This window comes from Cryobacterium sp. M96 (assembly GCF_002929845.1).
Taxonomy (GTDB): domain Bacteria; phylum Actinomycetota; class Actinomycetes; order Actinomycetales; family Microbacteriaceae; genus Cryobacterium; species Cryobacterium sandaracinum.
Genome location: NZ_PJJS01000035.1, coordinates 23,501 through 40,536, shown reverse-complemented (window position 1 = coordinate 40,536; position 17,036 = coordinate 23,501). Strand labels below are relative to the sequence as shown.

Genomic DNA, 17,036 nt, shown 5'->3' with positions numbered 1-17,036 from the left:
CCGGCCTCGCCACACCGACCACCGCGATGCCGACCCCGGGACACCCGGCCGCCGCCAAGCGGGCCATTCCCGGCACCGGAACGGCGAACCTGCCCATGACGAAGGCCCTCAACGCGGGCCTGCGTCAGGCCATGCGCGACAACCCCCGGGTGCTGATGATGGGCGAGGACATCGGCCCGCTGGGCGGGGTCTTCCGCGTCACCGAGGGTCTGATCGCCGAATTCGGCGACAAGCGCGTGCTCGACACCCCGCTGGCCGAGTCCGGCATCATCGGTACGGCCATCGGCCTGGCCCTGCGCGGCTACCGCCCGGTCTGCGAGATCCAGTTCGACGGGTTCGTCTTCCCCGGCTTTGACCAGATCACCAGCCAGCTGGCGCGGATGCGCAACCGGCACGAGGGTGAGGTCTCCATGCCCGTCGTGATCCGCATCCCCTACGGCGGCCACATCGGGTCGATCGAGCACCACCAGGAGAGCCCGGAGACGTACTTCGCGCACACGCCGGGCCTGCGCGTGGTCAGCCCGTCGAACCCGCACGACGCCTACTGGATGTTGCAGGAGGCCATCGCCTCCGACGACCCGGTCATCTTCTTCGAGCCCAAGAGCCGCTACTGGCCCAAGGGTGAGGTGAACCTTGCCGAGAGCGGCACGCCCCTGCACGCCAGCCGCGTGGTACGCAGCGGCACGGATGCGACGGTCGTCGGCCACGGCGCCATGGTCAGCGTCCTGCTGCAGGCGGCGGATCTCGCGGCGGCGGAGGGAACCAGCGTCGAGGTCATCGACCTGCGTTCAATCTCGCCGATCGACTACGGTCCCATCCTCGCGTCGGTCGAGAAGACCGGGCATCTGGTCGTCGCCCAGGAGGCCCACGGCTTCGTCAGCGTCGGATCGGAGATCGCCGCGACCGTCATGGAGAAGGCCTTCTACCTGCTCGAGGCTCCCGTGCTGCGCGTCTCCGGTTTCGACACCCCGTTCCCGCCGGCCGCCGTCGAGACGCACTTCCTGCCCAGCCCGGACCGCGTGCTCGAGGCCGTCGACCGCGCCCTCTCCTACTGATATGAGTCGTACCAGGGCTTCTCGCCTCACCAATCGCAAGGAGCGTACTCGATGAGCGTGTCGAAATTCACACTGCCCGACGTCGGCGAGGGTCTCACCGAGGCCGAAATCGTGGAGTGGAAGGTGGCGCCCGGCGACACCGTGTCGATCAACCAGGTGCTGGTCGAGATCGAGACCGCGAAGTCGCTCGTCGAGCTGCCGTCGCCGTACGTCGGCGTGGTCGGGGAGATCCTGGTGAAACCCGGCACGACCGTCGACGTCGGAACGGTCATCATCACCATCGTGGCCGAGACCGTCGCCGTCGCGTCTGCGTCGAGCAGTGCGATCGCGAACGGCGCGGGCGAGCTGGCCAGCGCGGCAGCGGATGCCGGCTCCACCATCACGGACGAGCCGGCCGAGACGCCGGGCGCGGTCCTGGTCGGGCGCGGCGCCGCGGCGACCATGCCCACCCGGCGCAAGCGCCACGGGGTCACCCCCGTCGCCCACGAGTCGATCGCGCCGCCGCCCGTGCACCCCACGCGCCCGGCCACTTCGCAGCTCCCGCAGCTGCCGCGCGCGGCATCCGCGGGCCCCGTCGTCGCCAAGCCGCCGATCCGCAAGCTGGCCAAGGACCTCGGTGTGGACTTGTCCCTGGTCGAGGCGACCGGCCCGGTCGGCGACGTCACCCGCGAGGACGTGCTGCGGGAGGCCACCCAGGCCAGCGTGTTCCGCAACATCCAGACGCCGGAATGGCCCAGCGACCGTGAGGAGCGCGTCCCGGTCAAAGGCGTGCGCAAGGCCATCGCCCAGGCCATGGCCTCCAGCGCCTTCACCGCACCGCACGTGAGCCTCTTCGTCGACGTGGACGCCACCCGCACCATGGAGTTCGTCAAGCGGCTCAAGGCGTCCACCGACTTCGCGGGCGTGCGCGTGTCCCCGATGCTGATCATGGCCAAAGCCATGATCTGGGCCGTGCGGCGCAACCCCACGGTCAACTCGGTTTTCACCGACGAGGAAATCGTGATCAAGCACTACGTGAACCTGGGCATCGCCGCGGCCACCCCCCGTGGGCTCATCGTGCCCAATGTGAAGGAAGCGCAGGACATGAGCCTGCTTGAACTGGCCCGCGCCCTTGAGAAGCTCACGCTCACCGCGCGGGACGGCAAGACCTCGCCGGCGGAGATGTCGAACGGCACGATCACGATCACCAATATCGGTGTCTTCGGCATGGATACCGGCACGCCCATCCTCAACTCCGGCGAGGCCGGCATCGTGGCCCTCGGAACGATCAAGCCCAAACCGTGGGTCGTCGACGGCGAGGTGCGGGTGCGTCAGGTGACGACCATCGGCGCGAGCTTCGACCATCGCGTGGTCGATGGGGATGTCGCGAGCCGCTTCCTGGCGGATGTCGCGAGCATCATCGAGGAGCCCGCGCTGCTGCTCGAGTAAGGTCCCGGAGGAGATCCCGGCGGCGGCCCTTATTGGTGTTGACAATCATTATCATTAGGCGTAACGTCGGCCCTGTGATCAACAATCGATTCGTCCTCACCGCCCTGGCCGCCGTTGCCTCGCTGACCATGGTCGGCTGCACTCCGACCGGCGGTTCGGCGGATGGCGCCGCCGCCGGCGACCTCAAGGTGGTCGCGACGACCACCCAGGTGGCGGACCTCACCCGCAACGTCGTCGGCGACACCGCGGGCGTAGTAGTGACCCAGCTCATCCAGCCCAACCAGAGCGCGCACAGCTATGATCCGTCCGTGGCCGACTTGACAGCCCTCGGTGAGGCCGATGTGCTCGTGATCAATGGGGTCGGCCTCGAGGAGTGGCTCGACGACGCAATCAGCGCCAGCGGTTTCGACGGCGTGACGATCGACTCCGACGAGGGCATCGAGATCCAGGACATCGCAGCCGGCGAAGAGGACCACGCCGACGACAAGGCCGCGACGGATGACGCCGAGCACTCCCACCAGGGCGGCAACCCGCACATCTGGACCGACGTGTCCAATGCCGAGACCATGGCCGTCACCATTGCCACGGGCCTCAGTGATGCCCAGCCGGACCTGGCCCCGGACGTCGAGGCCAACGCGACCGCCTACACCGGCCGGCTGGCCGAGCTCGACGACTGGATCCGTACCAACATCGACGCCGTGCCCGCCGAGCAGCGCCTGCTCGTGAGCAACCACGACGCATTCGGCTACTTCACCGAGGCCTACGGCATCACCTACGTCGGCTCCATCATCCCGAGCTTCGATGACAACGCCGAGCCCAGCGCCGCCGCGATCGACGAACTCGTCGACGCCATCACGGCCACCGGGGTCAAGGCGGTCTTCTCCGAGGCCTCGATCAGCCCGAAGGCCGCCGACACCATCGCCGGCGAGGCCGGCGTCAGCGTGTACTCGGGGGAGGACGCGCTCTACAGCGACTCCCTCGGTGCGCGGCACAGTGACGGCGCCACCTACATCAGTTCGCAGCTGCACAACGTCGGCCTGATCCTCGAATCCTGGGGAGCCGAGCCCACCGCGGTGCCCGCAGACCTGCGATAGTTAGTCAGTGATCGAGAACCCTTCTCAAGTACGGCCGAGCGCGCCTGTCGCGCTCAAGGTGGCGGGCGCCTCCTTTTCCTACGGCCAGAGCCCTGCCCTGGCCGACATCGACTTCGAGGTGCACGCCGGCGAGGCCGTGGCGCTGATCGGGCCCAACGGGTCCGGCAAGTCCACGCTGCTCAAGGGCATCCTCGGCCTGATCCAGCGCGTGAGCGGTACCGTCGAGGTGCTGGGAGCTGCAGCGGCCCCGGCCGGATCCATCGGTTACGTGCCGCAGGCCGACGAGATCGACCAGCAGTTCCCGGTCACGCTCGAGCAGGTCGTCATGATGGGGCGCTACCGCTCGCTAGGCTGGCTGCGCCTGCCCGGTAAGCGCGACCGTCAGGCCGTGGCCCGTGCACTCGACGCGGTGGGCCTCGCGCATCGCGCGAAAACCCGCTTCGGGGAACTCTCCGGCGGCCAGCAGCAGCGCGGACTGCTCGCACGGGCCGTGGCCGCGGGGCCCCGCCTGCTGCTGCTCGACGAGCCGTTCAACGGCCTCGACCAGCAGAATCGGGACGCGCTCGTGGGCACCGTCAAGCGTTTGAAGGAGGAGGGGGTGGCCGTGGTCGTCTCCACCCACGACCTCCAGCTCGCCCGCGAGGTCTGCGAACAGGTGTTGCTGCTCAATGGCGCCCAGGTGGCGTTCGGGCCGCGCGAGTCGGTGCTGATCCTGGAGAACGTGCAGCGCACGTTCCGAGAGGTCGGCGTGGAGATCGACGAGCACACCGTGGTTGTGCCCGGGCACACCGGTCACTGAGATGGACTTCCTCAGCCCGCTGATCGACGCCTTTGCCCTGCCGTTCATGACCCGGGCCCTCTTCGTGCTGGGTGCGCTCAGCCTGGTAGCCGGCGTCGTCGGGGTGCTGGTCAATCTGCGGGGCCTCGAGTTCATCAGCGACGGTCTCACCCACGCGGTCTTCCCCGGCATCGCGATCGGCTTCGTCTGGGGTGGGCGCGAGGGGCTGTTCGCCGGCGCGATGGTCGCCGCCCTGTTCGCGGCGGTCACCCTCACCCTGATCGTGCGCCAGTCCGTGTCCTCGGATGCCGCGATCGCCATCGTCTTCACCGCCATGTTCAGCGTGGGCATCATCCTGGTCTCCCGCGAGACGAACTACGTCGGCCAGCTGGAGCAGCTTCTCTTCGGCCGCCTCCTCACGGTCAGCCCGAATGAGGTCGTGCAGACCGTCGCCATCTGCCTCGTGGCGCTGGTCCTGATCGGGTTCACGCTCAAGGAGGAGGTGTTCCGCGCCTTCGACCGGGTCGGCTTCGCCGCGGCCGGCTACCGCACGCTCGCGCTCGACCTCGTGCTCAACGTGGCCATCGCCCTCGTGGTCGTCGCGGCCTCCAGCGCCGTCGGCAACCTCCTCGTCCTGGCCGTGTTGATCGTGCCCGGCGCCGTGGCCCGGCTCATCACTGACCGGCTCTGGCTGCTGTTCCCGATCGCGGCCTGTTTCGCGGCCCTCGGTGCCTGGCTTGGGCTCGTGCTCGGTTTCCAGGCATCCGTGCAGGCCGGTCTCGACCTGCCCAGCGGCGCGACCGTGGTGCTGGTGCTGGTCGCCGGCTACGCCGTGGTGCTGCTGTTGCGCCTGTCCATCGACGGTCTTCGGCGGCTGGGTTCGCCCCGTCTTCGGCCGCAGCGCACCCCGCCGCCGCTGTCCCCGCAGCCGCACACCCCGCAGCCGCACACCCCGCCGCCGCACGAACAGCTGGTGACGTGATGGGCTACTTCGAGAAGGCACTCCTCGCGGCCGCCGTGATCGGCGCCCTCAGCGGGCTGGTCGGATCCCTCGTCGTATTGCGCCGCCGCACTTTCTTCGCCCAGGCCCTCACCCACGCCACCTTCCCGGGCGCCGTGACCGCCACGATCGTCGGCGTGAGCATCCCACTCGGGGCGGCCCTGGCGAGCATCCTCATCGTCGGCATCATGACCCTGATCGGCCGGGTGAAGCGGCAGGGCACCCAGGTGGCGTCCGGCATCCTGCTCACCGCGGGCTTCGCGCTCGGCGTGCTTCTGCAGGCCCTCAACCCGTCGCTGCCGGTGCAGGTCGACTCCTATTTGGTCGGGTCGATCCTCACCGTCACGACCGGTGACGTCTGGCTGGCCGTCGGCGTGCTCGGGGTGGCCGTGGCCGTGATGGTGCTGCTGGGCAAGGAGATCCTGTTCTCTACCTTCGACCCGAGCGGATTCCGCGCCGCCGGATTCCGGGAATGGCCGATCGAGCTGCTCACCCTCGCCCTGATCACCGCCACCGTGGTCACCGCAATGCCGGCCGTCGGGGCGATCCTCGCGATCGCGCTGATCGCGGCCCCGGCCGCCGCCGCGCGCCTGGTCACGCGCACCGCCACCCAGATCCTGGTTCTCGCTCCGGTGCTGGGCGCGGCCGCCGGCCTGGTCGGAGTGCTCCTGTCCCGGGCGATCGACGTGGCCGCCGGGCCGGCGATCGCCCTCACCGCGGCCGTCTTCTTCCTGGTGGCCTTGGGCGGTCGCCGGCTGGTCCGGGCGCGGTTACGGTTGAAAGCATGAAGCGAAACACCTGGCAGCGCGAGGCCGTGCGCACCGCACTCAGCGACGCCGAGGGATTCGTCAGCGCCCAGGGTCTGCACGCCAGCCTGCACGCCACCGGTTCGCCCATCGGCCTGGCCACGGTGTACCGGGCCCTGGCCGACCTGGCCGGCGAGGGCGAGGCCGACTCGCTGCAGTCGCCCGATGGTGAGGCGCTCTACCGCGCCTGCAGCACGACCGACCACCACCACCACCTGATCTGCCGCAACTGCGGACTCACCGTCGAGATCGAAGCGGACGCCGTGGAAAACTGGGCCAAGAACGTGGCCGCCGAGCACGGCTTCAGCCAGGCCGCCCACGTGGTCGACGTGTTCGGTCTCTGCGCGGCCTGCTCCGCCACATCCGTGGACTAGGCCCACCGCCGCGCGCCCACCGCCGCCCGCCGGACTCGTCCTCGCCCCGAACGAATTCGACGGAGATTCTGCCCCCACAACCCGGTTTTGCCGGTTTTAGGGCCTGAATCGGCAAAATCTCCGTCGAATTGGTTCAGTTTGCGCTGGGGGAGAGCACCGCGTAATGTTGCATGCTGCTGCGCATATCTGTGCGTGCACTGCTGGTTCGCTCGCTTTCGCTTCGCGGGAGTGTAGTCATGCCAGCCGACAAGAGATCTTGGGAAGGGCATTCGCCCTTCGGTATTGGAGGAGAACCATGGCAGCTACTTGCCAGGTGACCGGAGCCGTTCCCGGCTTCGGACACAACATTTCGCACTCGCACCGACGCACTAAGCGTCGCTTCGACCCGAACGTTCAGACCAAGAAGTACTACGTACCGTCGCTTCGCCGCAACGTCACGCTGACCTTGTCCGTCAAGGGCATCAAGGTGATCGACGCTCGTGGCATTGAATCGGTCGTCAAGGACCTTCTCGCTCGTGGGGAGAAAATCTAATGGCCAAGCAGCATGACGTCCGCCCGATCATCAAGCTCCGTTCGACGGCCGGCACCGGTTACACCTACGTGACCAAGAAGAACCGTCGCAACGACCCCGACCGTCTCGTACTCAAGAAGTACGACCCCGTAGTGCGCAAGCACGTTGACTTCCGTGAGGAGCGCTAAAAATGGCGAAGAAGAGCATGATTGCCAAGAACAACCAGCGCAAGGTTATCGTCGAGCGCTACGCCGCGAAGCGCCTTGAGCTCAAGAAGGCCCTCGTCAACCCGGCCGGCACCGATGAGTCCCGTGAAGCTGCTCGCCTCGGCCTGCAGAAGCTTCCCCGCAACGCGTCGCCGGTTCGCCTGCGCAACCGCGACGCGGTCGACGGTCGTCCCCGTGGACACCTCAGCAAGTTCGGAATCTCGCGCGTGCGTTTCCGCGACATGGCTCACCGCGGCGAACTGCCCGGCATCACCAAGTCCAGCTGGTAACAACGCACCAAGCCGCTTAGCCGGTCATTCGGAACCTCGGTTCTGAAGCGAGAGGATGTCGACTCCGGTCGGCATCCTCTTTTTTCGCCCACAGCGAAAATGAAGCCGTTACGGCAGCCAAACCGGCTGGAAACGCCGCAAATCCGCGGAATTCCGCGGTTGTCTGCTAGATTCAACCCGGTCCAACCGGCCAAACGGAGTCGCTCCTCGGAGCGTCGCCCGCAATACGTGAATCCCTGTTTTTACAGACAAAGGTCCGAGGAGGACACTCAATGGCTGACAAGTCGCTGAACAAGACCGAGCTCGTTGCCAAGGTTGCCGCAGACTCTGGCCAGAGCCAGGCTGCAGTTGACAGCGTTCTGAACGCTTTCTTTGCAACTCTCGCCGACACCGTCGCGAACGACGGCAAGGTCACGATCCCGGGCTGGCTCGGAGTCGAGCGCACCGCTACCGCAGCGCGCACCGGCCGCAACCCGCAGACCGGCGAAGAGATCGCCATCGCCGCGGGCCACCGCGTCAAGCTGACCGCTGGTAGCAAGCTCAAGGCTGCCGCCAAGTAGGTCGCGAACCAAGAAAGCAGGGCGTCGCCTTCGGTCGGCGCCCTGCTTTCGTCTGTGACGTCACACGTCAGCGTGCCTCGTGGAGCGTGCGTCCACCGGGCACGGTTAGGCTGAGTCAGTGCCTCGTCTCGTGCGTATCTCCGGTCCGGCAGTGCTTCTGCTGGTCGCGACGCTGGCGACGCTCGTCGCGCTAGCCTACGGTGGCGGCGCTTCGGCGCAACTGCTGGCCGATCCGGGACCAGTCGTGCGGTGGGGTCTCCCGCTGGCCAAGCTCCTCGTCAACCTCAGCGCCGCCGGCACCATCGGCGCCCTCGTGCTCACCCTTTTCGCCCTGAGCCCTCGGGAACCCGAATACAACGCGGCCCTCGATTTCGCCGCCGGGTCCGCCGCCGTCTTCACCGTGGCATCCGCCCTCACCGGTTTCTTCACCTTCCTGCAGGTGACGACCATTCCGCTCAGCTTCGATGACCGGTTCAGCGCCACCGCCGGACAGTTCTTCAGCGACATCGAGATCGGCCAGGCCTGGCTGATCACCACCCTGATCGCGGCCTTCGTCACCGTCTTGTGTTTCGCGGTGCGTTCACTGACCGGGCTCGTCTTCGTCACGGTCCTCGCCGTGGCTGCCCTGGTGCCGATTGCACTACAGGGGCACGCGGCCGGCGCCGAGGGGCACGACGTGGCCATCACCGCCCTGGGTCTGCACCTGGTCTTCGCCGCGGTCTGGCTGGGCGGGCTGCTGACCATCATCGTGCTGCGCAAGCAGTTGGCCGGCGGCCGCCTCGATCCGGTCATCGCGCGCTACTCCTCGCTCGCCCTCGTTTCCTTCATCGTCGTCGCTGCGTCCGGCTACGTCGGCGCCGAACTGCGGTTGGGTGCCTGGGACCGGCTGCTCTCGCCCTATGGCATCCTCGTTCTGGTCAAGGTCTTCGCCCTCACCGTGCTCGGCGTGTTCGGCGTGCTGCAACGCCGGTACGTGATCGGGCGGATGCTGCGGAGCACTTCCGCAGACGCCCAGACCCCCGCACCCCGCCGGAACGTCTGGTTTTGGTGGCTCATCGTCACGGAACTGGCGTTCATGGGGCTCGCCTCCGGGGCTGCCGCCGCCCTCGCCAAGACCGCGACGCCGGTCGAGCAGATCACGGCGACCAAGATCCCCACCTCGACGCCCGCCCAGATCCTGACCGGCGAGCTCCTGCCACCGCCGCTCACTTTCAGCCGCTACTTCACCGAGTGGAACTTCGACCTGGCCTGGGTGCTGTTCTGCGCGTTCGGCATCTTCTTCTACGTGGCCGGGGTGCGCCGCCTGGCCCGCCGCGGCGATAAGTGGCCCGTCTTCCGCACCGTGCTCTGGGTGACCGGCATGCTGATCCTGTTCTACATCACCAACGGCGGCGTGAACCTCTACGCGAAGTACCTCTTCTCCTCCCACATGCTCATGCACATGGCCCTGACCATGCTCGTGCCCGTCTTTCTGGTGCCCGGGGCGCCGGTCACTCTCGCCGCCCGGGCCATCCGCAAGCGGCAGGATGGCAGCCGCGGCGCCCGCGAGTGGATCCTGTTGGCCGTGCACTCGGCGTACGCGGGGTTCCTGGCCAATCCGCTGGTCGCAGCCGTGCTCTTCGCCGGTTCACTCTGGGTGTTCTATTACTCCTCGCTATTCAGCTGGGCGACGACCGACCACATCGGCCACGAGTGGATGATCGTGCACTTCCTGATCACCGGCTACCTGTTCGTGCAGTCGCTGATCGGCATCGACCCGGTGCCCTACCGCCTGCCCTACGCCGGCCGCCTGCTGCTTCTTCTGGGCACGATGGCCTTCCACGCCTTCTTCGGTGTCACCATGATGACGGGCACCGGGCTGCTCCTCGCCGACTGGTACGGGGCCATGGGGCGCGATTGGGGGCTCAGCGGCATCGAGGACCAGCAGATGGGCGGTGGCATCGCCTGGAGCGTCGGCGAGATCCCAACGATCGCCCTGGCCATTGCGGTGGCCATCCAATGGAGCCGCAGCGACGAGAAGGAAACCCGCCGCAAGGACCGAAACGCCGCCCGCACGGGCGACGCCGAACTGCTCCAGTACAACGCAGGCCTGGCCCGCCTCGCCGCGCACGACCGCTCGGAGTAGCAAGAAAGCGTTCAGCAGGGCAGCCGCTGCCGGTCAGCGCAGCTGAAGAGCGAGCGACCCGTCCGGGTTCACGGTCACGCTGATCGCGACCGCAAAGGCCACGTCCTCATCCCGCACCTCGACATCGCCGTCGAAAAGCGACTGCACCTCCACCACAATGTGCGCCTGCCCCTCGGTGTCGGGCATCTCGAAGGTGGAGTCGCCGGCCACGAGGGTGACTGGGGGATACTGGGCGATCGACCAGATCGGGTCGTCTCGCACCCGGTCGTTGATCTCGATGCCGAATGGGCAGTTCGTGGGCTGCAACACCTGTTGCGTGGTGCAATCGTCGAGGAAACGGTCCAGCTCGGCCTGGACCTGACCGATGAATTGGGCGTTGGGCTGGGCGTCGACCGTGACATCCGTCACCCCGGACGCGACGACCGGCACCGCCTGCGAGGCCGCGTCGAGCAGGGTGGAGGTGTGCTCGAACGAGTAGAGGGCTGGTGCGAAGGCCAGGTAGGCCGCCTGGTTCGAGAACATTTCCGGCGCGCCATCGGCGGCGTGCGCACGCGTGTCGAGGGTCAGCCTGTTCACCGAGAACGTGGCCTGCTGCAGCACGTTCACTCGCAGCACGGCCAGCGGGCTGGTGGTGAAGCGCCAGCTGTCGAAAACGCCGAAGAACGTGCCGGCGCTCTCCACCTGGAAGGTCATCGCCGCGGGTGTGCCGTTCAGCCGGAACTCGTAGTCGACCGTGTGCCGTCCGTCGGCCGACTCGTCGTCAGCGGTCAGACGGATGTCGGTGAGCTCCCCCAGCACGGAGTTCCGCAGCAGGGTGTCCGGCAGGTCCTTCGGCAGCGCGGCCGCTTCGAGCTCCGCAGCCGTGGGTTTGACCCCGGGAAGCAGCAGCGCACTGGCGGTGTCTTTGCGGGCCAGGGCGTCGAGATACTGCCCCACGAAGCTGCCGGCGCTGTAGAGGTCGCGGTTGAGCGACCCGATCGTCGCGACCAGGCCTGCGCCAAGGAGGGCGGCAACGATGACCACGGCCACGATGGCGCGCCGCTCGTTACGCCGGCGCCTGCCGTCCCGGTTGCTCACCCCCACATCCTACGGGGCCGGTTCTCCGCCAACCCGTAGACCGGGGCCGACTCGTGCAGCCGGGCCGGATACAGTGGTGTGTCCCGTCCGCACCCCATCGAAAGCGCCCCCGTGTCTGAGATTCCGCTGTCGCGCGAGCAGGCCGAAGTGTTCGAGGCCATCGAGGGAACCCGGCAGAACGTGTTCGTGACCGGGCGCGCCGGCACCGGCAAGTCGACGCTGCTCAATCACCTCGCCTGGAACACGAGCAAGCAGATCGTGATTGCCGCTCCCACCGGGGTGGCGGCCTTGAACGTGGGCGGCCAGACCATCCACTCCCTGTTCCGCCTGCCGATCGGCGTGATCGCCGACAACGCGATCGACCAGTCCGACCAGGTACGCAAACTGCTCAACACGATCGACACGGTCGTCATCGACGAGGTGTCGATGGTCAACGCCGACCTGATGGATGCGATCGACCGCAGCCTGCGTCAGGCGCGGCAACGGCCGAACGACACGTTCGGCGGCGCGCAGATCGTGCTCTTCGGCGACCCGTACCAGCTGGCCCCGGTGCCGGGGGATTCCGACGAGCGTGCCTACTTCGCGGACACCTACCGGTCGATGTGGTTCTTCGACGCGAAGGTCTGGCAGGTCGCCGACCTGCGCATCTTCGAGCTCACCGAGGTGCACCGGCAGCGCGACGCCGACTTCAAACACATGCTCAACGCGGTGCGGCACGGGCAGGTCACGGCCGAGATCGGCGGCGCGCTCAACGCCGCGGGTGCCCGCACCCCGCCGAGGGAGGGCGTGATCACGCTGGCCACCCGCAACGATTCCGTGAACCGGATCAACGCATCCGCTCTCAAACGCCTCCCCGGCAAGGCGCTGACCGCCAAGGCCGACGTCACCGGCGACTTCGGTGGGCGCACATTCCCCGCCGATGAGGTGCTCGAGCTGAAGGTCGGGGCGCAGGTCATGTTTCTGCGCAACGACTCCAACCAGGACGGCGGCCCGCGCTGGGTGAACGGCAGCATCGGCACCGTCACTCGGGTCGATTCGACGGTGTACGTGGACATCGACGGCGAAACGCACGAGGTCGAACCGGCGGTGTGGGAGAAGTTCAAGTACACCTACAACCCGACCACGAAGAAGCTGCGCAAAGACGTCGTCGCCGAGTTCACGCAGTTCCCGTTGCGGCTGGCGTGGGCGGTCACCATCCACAAATCGCAGGGCGCCACCTATGAACGCGCGGTCGTCGACCTCGGCGCGCGCGTGTTCAGCCCCGGCCAGACCTATGTGGCCCTCAGTCGGCTGACCAGCCTGGACGGCCTTTATCTGACCCGTCCGCTGCGCCCGAGCGACATGATCGTGGACGAGAACGTGCAGCGGTTCATGCGCGGCCCGCACCCTACCGAGACCCCCTGCCCGGTCACCCCCGCCGACTAGCCCCGTGTTTACCGCCGCGGCTGCCCTTCTCGCGGCTGCCTCTCCCGCCGCTGCCTACGAACCAATTCGACGGAGATTTTGCCGAAAACGGTGCAGAACAGCGCAAAACTGAGTCTCTAGCCCAAAATCTCCGTCGAATTCGTTAGGGACGAGGGCGGCAGTAGGGGCAAGAGCGAGAGCCGAGGGGCCGCCGGCAGCAATACGGTGCGGCCGGACGGCGGCGTGGGTACACTCCGTCGTGCAGGGGCGCTCCTGTGTGGGCCGCGACGCGACGGGGGTCAGGCGATGAAGCTCGGACAGGCACCGATCAGCCAAGCCGCAGCCGGCCTTGTACCAGCCGGCTCCGCACCTCGTCACGCGAGCCCCCACACACGCCACCACCGCGTGCCGGCTCTCGTCGTGAGTGCCGCCCTCGTGCTGACGGCGTGCACCGCGGCGACGGATGCGTCCCCGGAGGCCCGCGCGCAGGCGGCGGCCCCGTTCTCGTCCGAGGTCACGTCCCGGCTGGATGACGTGCTCGCCGAGGCGAAGACCCTGTCCGGTTCCTCGGGGGCCATTGCCGGTGTCTGGGCGCCGTGGGCCGGCACCTGGGTCGCGTCGCCCGGGTCCGTCTCGAGGACGACACCGGGTGCCCTCACCCCGGAGATGCGATTCCGGATCGGCACCAACACGACGGCGCTGACCTGCACGGTGCTGCTCCGGCTCGTCGAGGAGGGGCGGGTGCGCTTGGAGGATCCGGTGTCCGACTACGTGCCCCGGGTGGTGGGGCTGGACAAAATCACCCTCGGGCAGCTTTGCCGCAACACGTCCGGCCTGGCCGATCACGCCTCCCTGATGGCTCCGCAGATTATGGCCAACCCCAGTCGCAAATGGTCGACACGTGAAGTCATCGCGAGCGGCACGGGCGCACCTCGGGTGGCGCTGCCCGGCGGAACCTGGTCCGCGTCGGATACCGGGGTCGTGCTGCTCGGTCTCGCCCTGCAGCAGGCAACCCGACGCGACTGGCCATGGCTCTACCGGCACTACGTGTTCGAACCGCTGGGCATGACGAACACCAGCCTGCCATCGCCGGGCGAGCTTGCGATCCCGGGGCCGAGTCCCCGCGGCTATGCCGCGGCCCTTGATCCGGTCGGCAGGGCCCGCTGTGGGAGCGTGCTCGATGTAACGCAGCTGTCGCCCTCGGTGGGCGGAGTGGCGGCGGGGGCGGTCTCGAACCTCGACGACCTGAAGATCTGGGCGCAGGCGCTGGCCGCGGGGACCCTCCTGTCGAAAACATCGACGGATGCGCAGTGGGCGCCGGTTCTGCCGGGTGCCGGAGCCCTCTCCTGGCATCAACACGGCCTCGGGGTCGAGCGGTTCGGCCCGCTGCTCGGTCAGTCCGGGGAGATCCCCGGTTTCATTTCGGCGGCGATGGCCGACCCGGTCAGCGGACTCACGGTAGTGGTCTCCTTCAATAATTCGACCTCCGGCCGCGGGTTCGCCGAGGCGGTCGCCCGCCGACTTGCCGCGGTCGCCGGCGCTGCGCCCGCGTCCGGAGAGGTGCCGGCACCCCAGCTGAACCTGCCCTGGACCGAAAACCAAGTCGCCGGCGAAATCCGGGCTGTCGCCGTCTGCGGATCGCAGCAGCCGGACTAGAAGGGCTGCCGGGTCCAGCGAGACCCGGGAATTATCTTTGGCCCGCAGCCGGTCAGTGGTGGGAGTGCGGTGCGTCGGGCAGAACGGCGGGGCCCGAGTGACCGTGGGACCCGTGCGGGACCGCCTGAGTGCCGGCATCCGTCGCGGCCAGGGCCGGAGTGGTCAGGCCGGAAACCAGCAGGCCGCCGAGCGTCAGCGCGGCCAGGAAACGCCAGCCCTGCGGTGCGGGTTCGGTCGCCCCGGTCACCCCGGCAGGGGTGTCGGATGCCGCCGTCCGGCATCTGGCACGCCGCCGGGTGAGGGCAAGGGAGACGGCCACGAACACGCCGAACAGGGTGGCGATGGTCATCGGGAAGACCGGCAGCACTGTGGCGTCGGCCGGCACCGCCGAGGTGCTGCGGAGCGCCACCATTGCAGCCCAAATGACGCCAGGGAGAAGGGCGGCGACGAGGGCCTGGTTCGGCCAAAGATGCCTTCCTCGCACGAGCGTCGCCACACCCCAGCAGAGCTCGGCGACGCCGAGCCCGACGAAGGTGACGGCGAGCAGGGCTGGAGCGCCGGCGCCCACGGCCAGGTGAATAATCCCTGCCCCGAGGGCGGCGAAAGCGATCCAGAGGCGCGTGATCTGCGTCATGGGATTCCTGTCCGCGGTGTGGGTGGCGCGCGTGGGCTAGACGGTGACCGTGCGCGGTACCGTCTTGTCGGCTGCGAGACCGGCTCCAAGCAGCACGATGGCGCTGGTCAGATGTAGGAAGTGGTCGGCCGTGTTGAGGGCGAGGATGTTGAGCGCGGTGTCGGCGATGAAGAAACCGACAATTCCGAGGAGCAGGTACACCGCACCGACCGTGGTGTTGACGGCCTTTGCGGCGGGGGCCGTGGCCAGGCCGGCGATCAACAGTGCTGCGCCGATCAGGAGGTGGGCCGTGTTGTGGAGAGGGTTGACCGCGAAGATGCCGAGAAGCAGGCCGCCATCGGTGGCGAAGAAGTCGACGCCGCCGGTCACGAAGAAACCGAGCACGCCGACCAGAACGTAGACGGCACCGAAAACAGTGGCAATGATGCGGTTGGGGGATGTACGCATGAGAAGACCTCCAGTAGATGTCACGGTGCATCCGTGCTCGCCCATTGTTCGGAATCAACGACGGTTCGGTTTGGCCGGACACCGGTGCGTAGCCGTGACCACCGGATAGGATCACCGGATGGGAATCAGCGCGGATACAAAAGATTGGACCTGGGTGCTGGAGCGCCCCTGCCCGGAGTGCGGTTTCTCCGCCGCCGACGTCGATTTCGCGCACATTCCGCGGCTGGTGCGCGAGAACGCGGCCCGCTGGCAGCCGGTGCTGCAGCGAACGGATGTCGCGTCGCGCCCCGACGAGCAGACCTGGTCTGCCCTGGAATACGCGGCCCATGTTCGCGACGTGTTCCGCATCTTCGACGAGCGTCTCACCCTCATGCTCGCCGAGGACGACCCGGCTTTCCCGAACTGGGACCAGGACGCCACCGCGGTGATGGAGCGCTATAACGAGCAGGAGCCGGCGGTCGTGGCCCGCGAACTCGCCGAAGCCGCGGCATCCGTCGCCGGCTCTTTCGCCGCCGTTTCGCCCGCAGACCACGGCCGAACCGGTCGCCGCAGCGACGGTGCCCGGTTCACCGTCACCACGATGGGGCAATATTTTGTGCACGATCCGGTGCACCACCTGCACGACGTCGCCGGCGGCTGACGCCACCGGCACGCAGAATGCCGGCAATCGGACGCCAGCAGGCACGAATCAACAAAAAATAAGCGCGAACGAACCGGAGCACCCCCTAATAGTGCGCCCGTTCGTTCGCGCTTGTCGCGCTGCCGTGACTTAGGCCCGGCGGCGACGCCCCGTGAGTGCGCCGTAGATCACGAGAACGATGACGGAGCCGGCGATGGCGAGAAGCCAGGTCGAGATGTCGAAGAAGTTCTCCAGACCCGTGCCGAAGATGACCGAGCCGAGGAAACCACCGAGGAACGCGCCGAGCACGCCGAGGATGAGGGTGATGACCCAGCCGCCGCCCTGGTTGCCCGGCAGGATTGCCTTGGCGATTGCGCCGGCGATGAGTCCGAGAATAAGGAATCCGATGAAGCCCATAATTTGTCCTTGCGTCTCTCTGTTGTTTGCGAACTGATGAAGGTCAGTTCTGGTGAAGTGGGGAAAAGAGCCGGACTAGTCCGGGGTGTCTGCCTCGTCGACGTCCGCGACCGTGTCATCTGACGCCTGGTGCACGTCCTTGACGGTCACATCGACCGAGGTGACCTGCATGCCGACGATTGTCTCGATCGCCGTCTCGACCGCGTTGCGCACTGCGCCCGCGACCTTTTGCAGTTCGTGCGGGTACTCGACGACGATGGAGATCGCGATGGATGCCGCGGCGCCCTCGGTGGTGACGCTCACCCCGGGGGAGAGGTCGGCGACGCTGAGGGCTTCCCGGATGGCGCCGAGAGCCCGGGCCGCGCTTCCGCCGAGCGCGTGAACGCCCGGCACCTCGCGTGCGGCGATGCCGGCTACCTTCGCGACGACGCCATCGGCGATGACAGTCGTCCCTGGTCCGGTTGGGGGGACGGCTGGTCGTGCGGAGGTCGTCTGTACAACGATGGCAAGCTCCAATCTGTCGCGGCGCGTGGCACGAGCCGGGCGACACTAGTA

General features: G+C 67.7%; 20 protein-coding genes. 15 read left to right on the top strand and 5 right to left on the bottom strand.

The window, feature by feature from the left end:
- The first annotated feature begins 95 nt into the window (after nt 1-95).
- The 12 genes from CXY79_RS03450 (at nt 96) to CXY79_RS03395 (ending at nt 10,227) form a co-directional block, all read left to right on the top strand.
- Nucleotides 96-1,055 carry an alpha-ketoacid dehydrogenase subunit beta gene (locus CXY79_RS03450; RefSeq protein ID WP_233191201.1) on the top strand — a complete coding sequence of 320 codons (960 nt, stop codon included), beginning with the start codon at nt 96-98 and terminating at the stop codon, nt 1,053-1,055.
- Nucleotides 1,056-1,106: 51 nt separating this feature from the next.
- Nucleotides 1,107-2,483 carry a dihydrolipoamide acetyltransferase family protein gene (locus CXY79_RS03445; RefSeq protein ID WP_104099758.1) on the top strand — a complete coding sequence of 459 codons (1,377 nt, stop codon included), beginning with the start codon at nt 1,107-1,109 and terminating at the stop codon, nt 2,481-2,483.
- A gap of 74 nt (nt 2,484-2,557) precedes the next feature.
- Complete coding sequence (locus CXY79_RS03440) at nt 2,558-3,577, top strand: metal ABC transporter substrate-binding protein (RefSeq protein WP_198412275.1); 1,020 nt, start codon at nt 2,558-2,560, stop codon at nt 3,575-3,577.
- Between the two features lie 7 nt (nt 3,578-3,584).
- On the top strand, nt 3,585-4,376 hold the full coding sequence (locus CXY79_RS03435) for a metal ABC transporter ATP-binding protein (RefSeq protein WP_104099757.1): 792 nt from the start codon (nt 3,585-3,587) through the stop codon (nt 4,374-4,376).
- 1 nt (nt 4,377) lies between these two features.
- On the top strand, nt 4,378-5,337 hold the full coding sequence (locus CXY79_RS03430; RefSeq protein WP_104099756.1) for a metal ABC transporter permease: 960 nt from the start codon (nt 4,378-4,380) through the stop codon (nt 5,335-5,337).
- Nucleotides 5,337-6,143: a metal ABC transporter permease gene (locus tag CXY79_RS03425; protein WP_104099755.1), complete on the top strand. Its 807-nt coding sequence runs from the start codon at nt 5,337-5,339 to the stop codon at nt 6,141-6,143. The genes CXY79_RS03430 and CXY79_RS03425 overlap by 1 nt, the downstream gene beginning before the upstream one ends.
- Nucleotides 6,140-6,535, top strand: coding sequence for a Fur family transcriptional regulator (locus CXY79_RS03420; protein WP_104099754.1), 396 nt, complete (start codon nt 6,140-6,142; stop codon nt 6,533-6,535). The genes CXY79_RS03425 and CXY79_RS03420 overlap by 4 nt, the downstream gene beginning before the upstream one ends.
- Before the next feature lie 295 nt (nt 6,536-6,830).
- Nucleotides 6,831-7,067 carry a 50S ribosomal protein L28 gene (gene rpmB, locus CXY79_RS03415; protein ID WP_104099753.1) on the top strand — a complete coding sequence of 79 codons (237 nt, stop codon included), beginning with the start codon at nt 6,831-6,833 and terminating at the stop codon, nt 7,065-7,067.
- On the top strand, nt 7,067-7,234 hold the full coding sequence (rpmG, locus tag CXY79_RS03410; protein WP_104099752.1) for a 50S ribosomal protein L33: 168 nt from the start codon (nt 7,067-7,069) through the stop codon (nt 7,232-7,234). Before rpmB ends, rpmG begins: the two co-directional genes overlap by 1 nt.
- A gap of 2 nt (nt 7,235-7,236) precedes the next feature.
- Nucleotides 7,237-7,542 carry a 30S ribosomal protein S14 gene (rpsN, locus tag CXY79_RS03405; protein ID WP_104099751.1) on the top strand — a complete coding sequence of 102 codons (306 nt, stop codon included), beginning with the start codon at nt 7,237-7,239 and terminating at the stop codon, nt 7,540-7,542.
- Between the two features lie 272 nt (nt 7,543-7,814).
- Entirely contained in the window at nt 7,815-8,102 is a 288-nt protein-coding gene (locus CXY79_RS03400) for an HU family DNA-binding protein (protein ID WP_104099750.1), read from the top strand.
- 118 nt (nt 8,103-8,220) lie between these two features.
- Complete coding sequence (locus CXY79_RS03395; protein WP_199186715.1) at nt 8,221-10,227, top strand: cytochrome c oxidase assembly protein; 2,007 nt, start codon at nt 8,221-8,223, stop codon at nt 10,225-10,227.
- A 33-nt stretch (nt 10,228-10,260) separates the two neighbouring features.
- Here the strand turns inward: CXY79_RS03395 and CXY79_RS03390 are convergent, their stop codons facing one another.
- Complete coding sequence (locus CXY79_RS03390) at nt 10,261-11,304, bottom strand: hypothetical protein (RefSeq protein ID WP_104099749.1); 1,044 nt, start codon at nt 11,302-11,304, stop codon at nt 10,261-10,263.
- Between the two features lie 111 nt (nt 11,305-11,415).
- Here CXY79_RS03390 and CXY79_RS03385 point away from each other — a divergent pair, with 111 nt between their 5' ends.
- Both CXY79_RS03385 and CXY79_RS03375 read left to right on the top strand, forming a co-directional pair.
- Nucleotides 11,416-12,729 (top strand): ATP-dependent RecD-like DNA helicase, encoded by a 1,314-nt coding sequence (locus CXY79_RS03385; protein ID WP_104099748.1) that lies wholly within the window; start codon nt 11,416-11,418, stop codon nt 12,727-12,729.
- A gap of 399 nt (nt 12,730-13,128) precedes the next feature.
- Nucleotides 13,129-14,364, top strand: a complete 1,236-nt coding sequence (locus CXY79_RS03375; protein ID WP_158250214.1) for a serine hydrolase — start codon at nt 13,129-13,131, stop codon at nt 14,362-14,364.
- 52 nt (nt 14,365-14,416) lie between these two features.
- Here CXY79_RS03375 and CXY79_RS03370 read toward each other — a convergent pair whose 3' ends face one another.
- Together CXY79_RS03370 and CXY79_RS03365 are read right to left on the bottom strand one after the other, a co-directional pair.
- Nucleotides 14,417-14,998, bottom strand: coding sequence for a hypothetical protein (locus CXY79_RS03370; RefSeq protein WP_104099745.1), 582 nt, complete (start codon nt 14,996-14,998; stop codon nt 14,417-14,419).
- A gap of 36 nt (nt 14,999-15,034) precedes the next feature.
- Complete coding sequence (locus CXY79_RS03365; RefSeq protein ID WP_104099744.1) at nt 15,035-15,445, bottom strand: DUF4383 domain-containing protein; 411 nt, start codon at nt 15,443-15,445, stop codon at nt 15,035-15,037.
- Between the two features lie 118 nt (nt 15,446-15,563).
- Between CXY79_RS03365 and CXY79_RS03360 the strand changes: the two genes are divergently transcribed.
- Nucleotides 15,564-16,085 carry a DinB family protein gene (locus tag CXY79_RS03360; RefSeq protein WP_104099743.1) on the top strand — a complete coding sequence of 174 codons (522 nt, stop codon included), beginning with the start codon at nt 15,564-15,566 and terminating at the stop codon, nt 16,083-16,085.
- 129 nt (nt 16,086-16,214) lie between these two features.
- On the opposite strand, the gene CXY79_RS03355 is transcribed toward CXY79_RS03360, so the two are convergent.
- The gene (locus tag CXY79_RS03355; protein WP_104099742.1) at nt 16,215-16,481 is read right to left on the bottom strand and encodes a GlsB/YeaQ/YmgE family stress response membrane protein; all 267 of its coding nucleotides are present in this window, start codon (nt 16,479-16,481) and stop codon (nt 16,215-16,217) included.
- Nucleotides 16,482-16,556: 75 nt separating this feature from the next.
- On the bottom strand, nt 16,557-16,997 hold the full coding sequence (locus CXY79_RS03350) for an Asp23/Gls24 family envelope stress response protein (protein WP_104099741.1): 441 nt from the start codon (nt 16,995-16,997) through the stop codon (nt 16,557-16,559).
- Nucleotides 16,998-17,036: the final 39 nt, after the last annotated feature.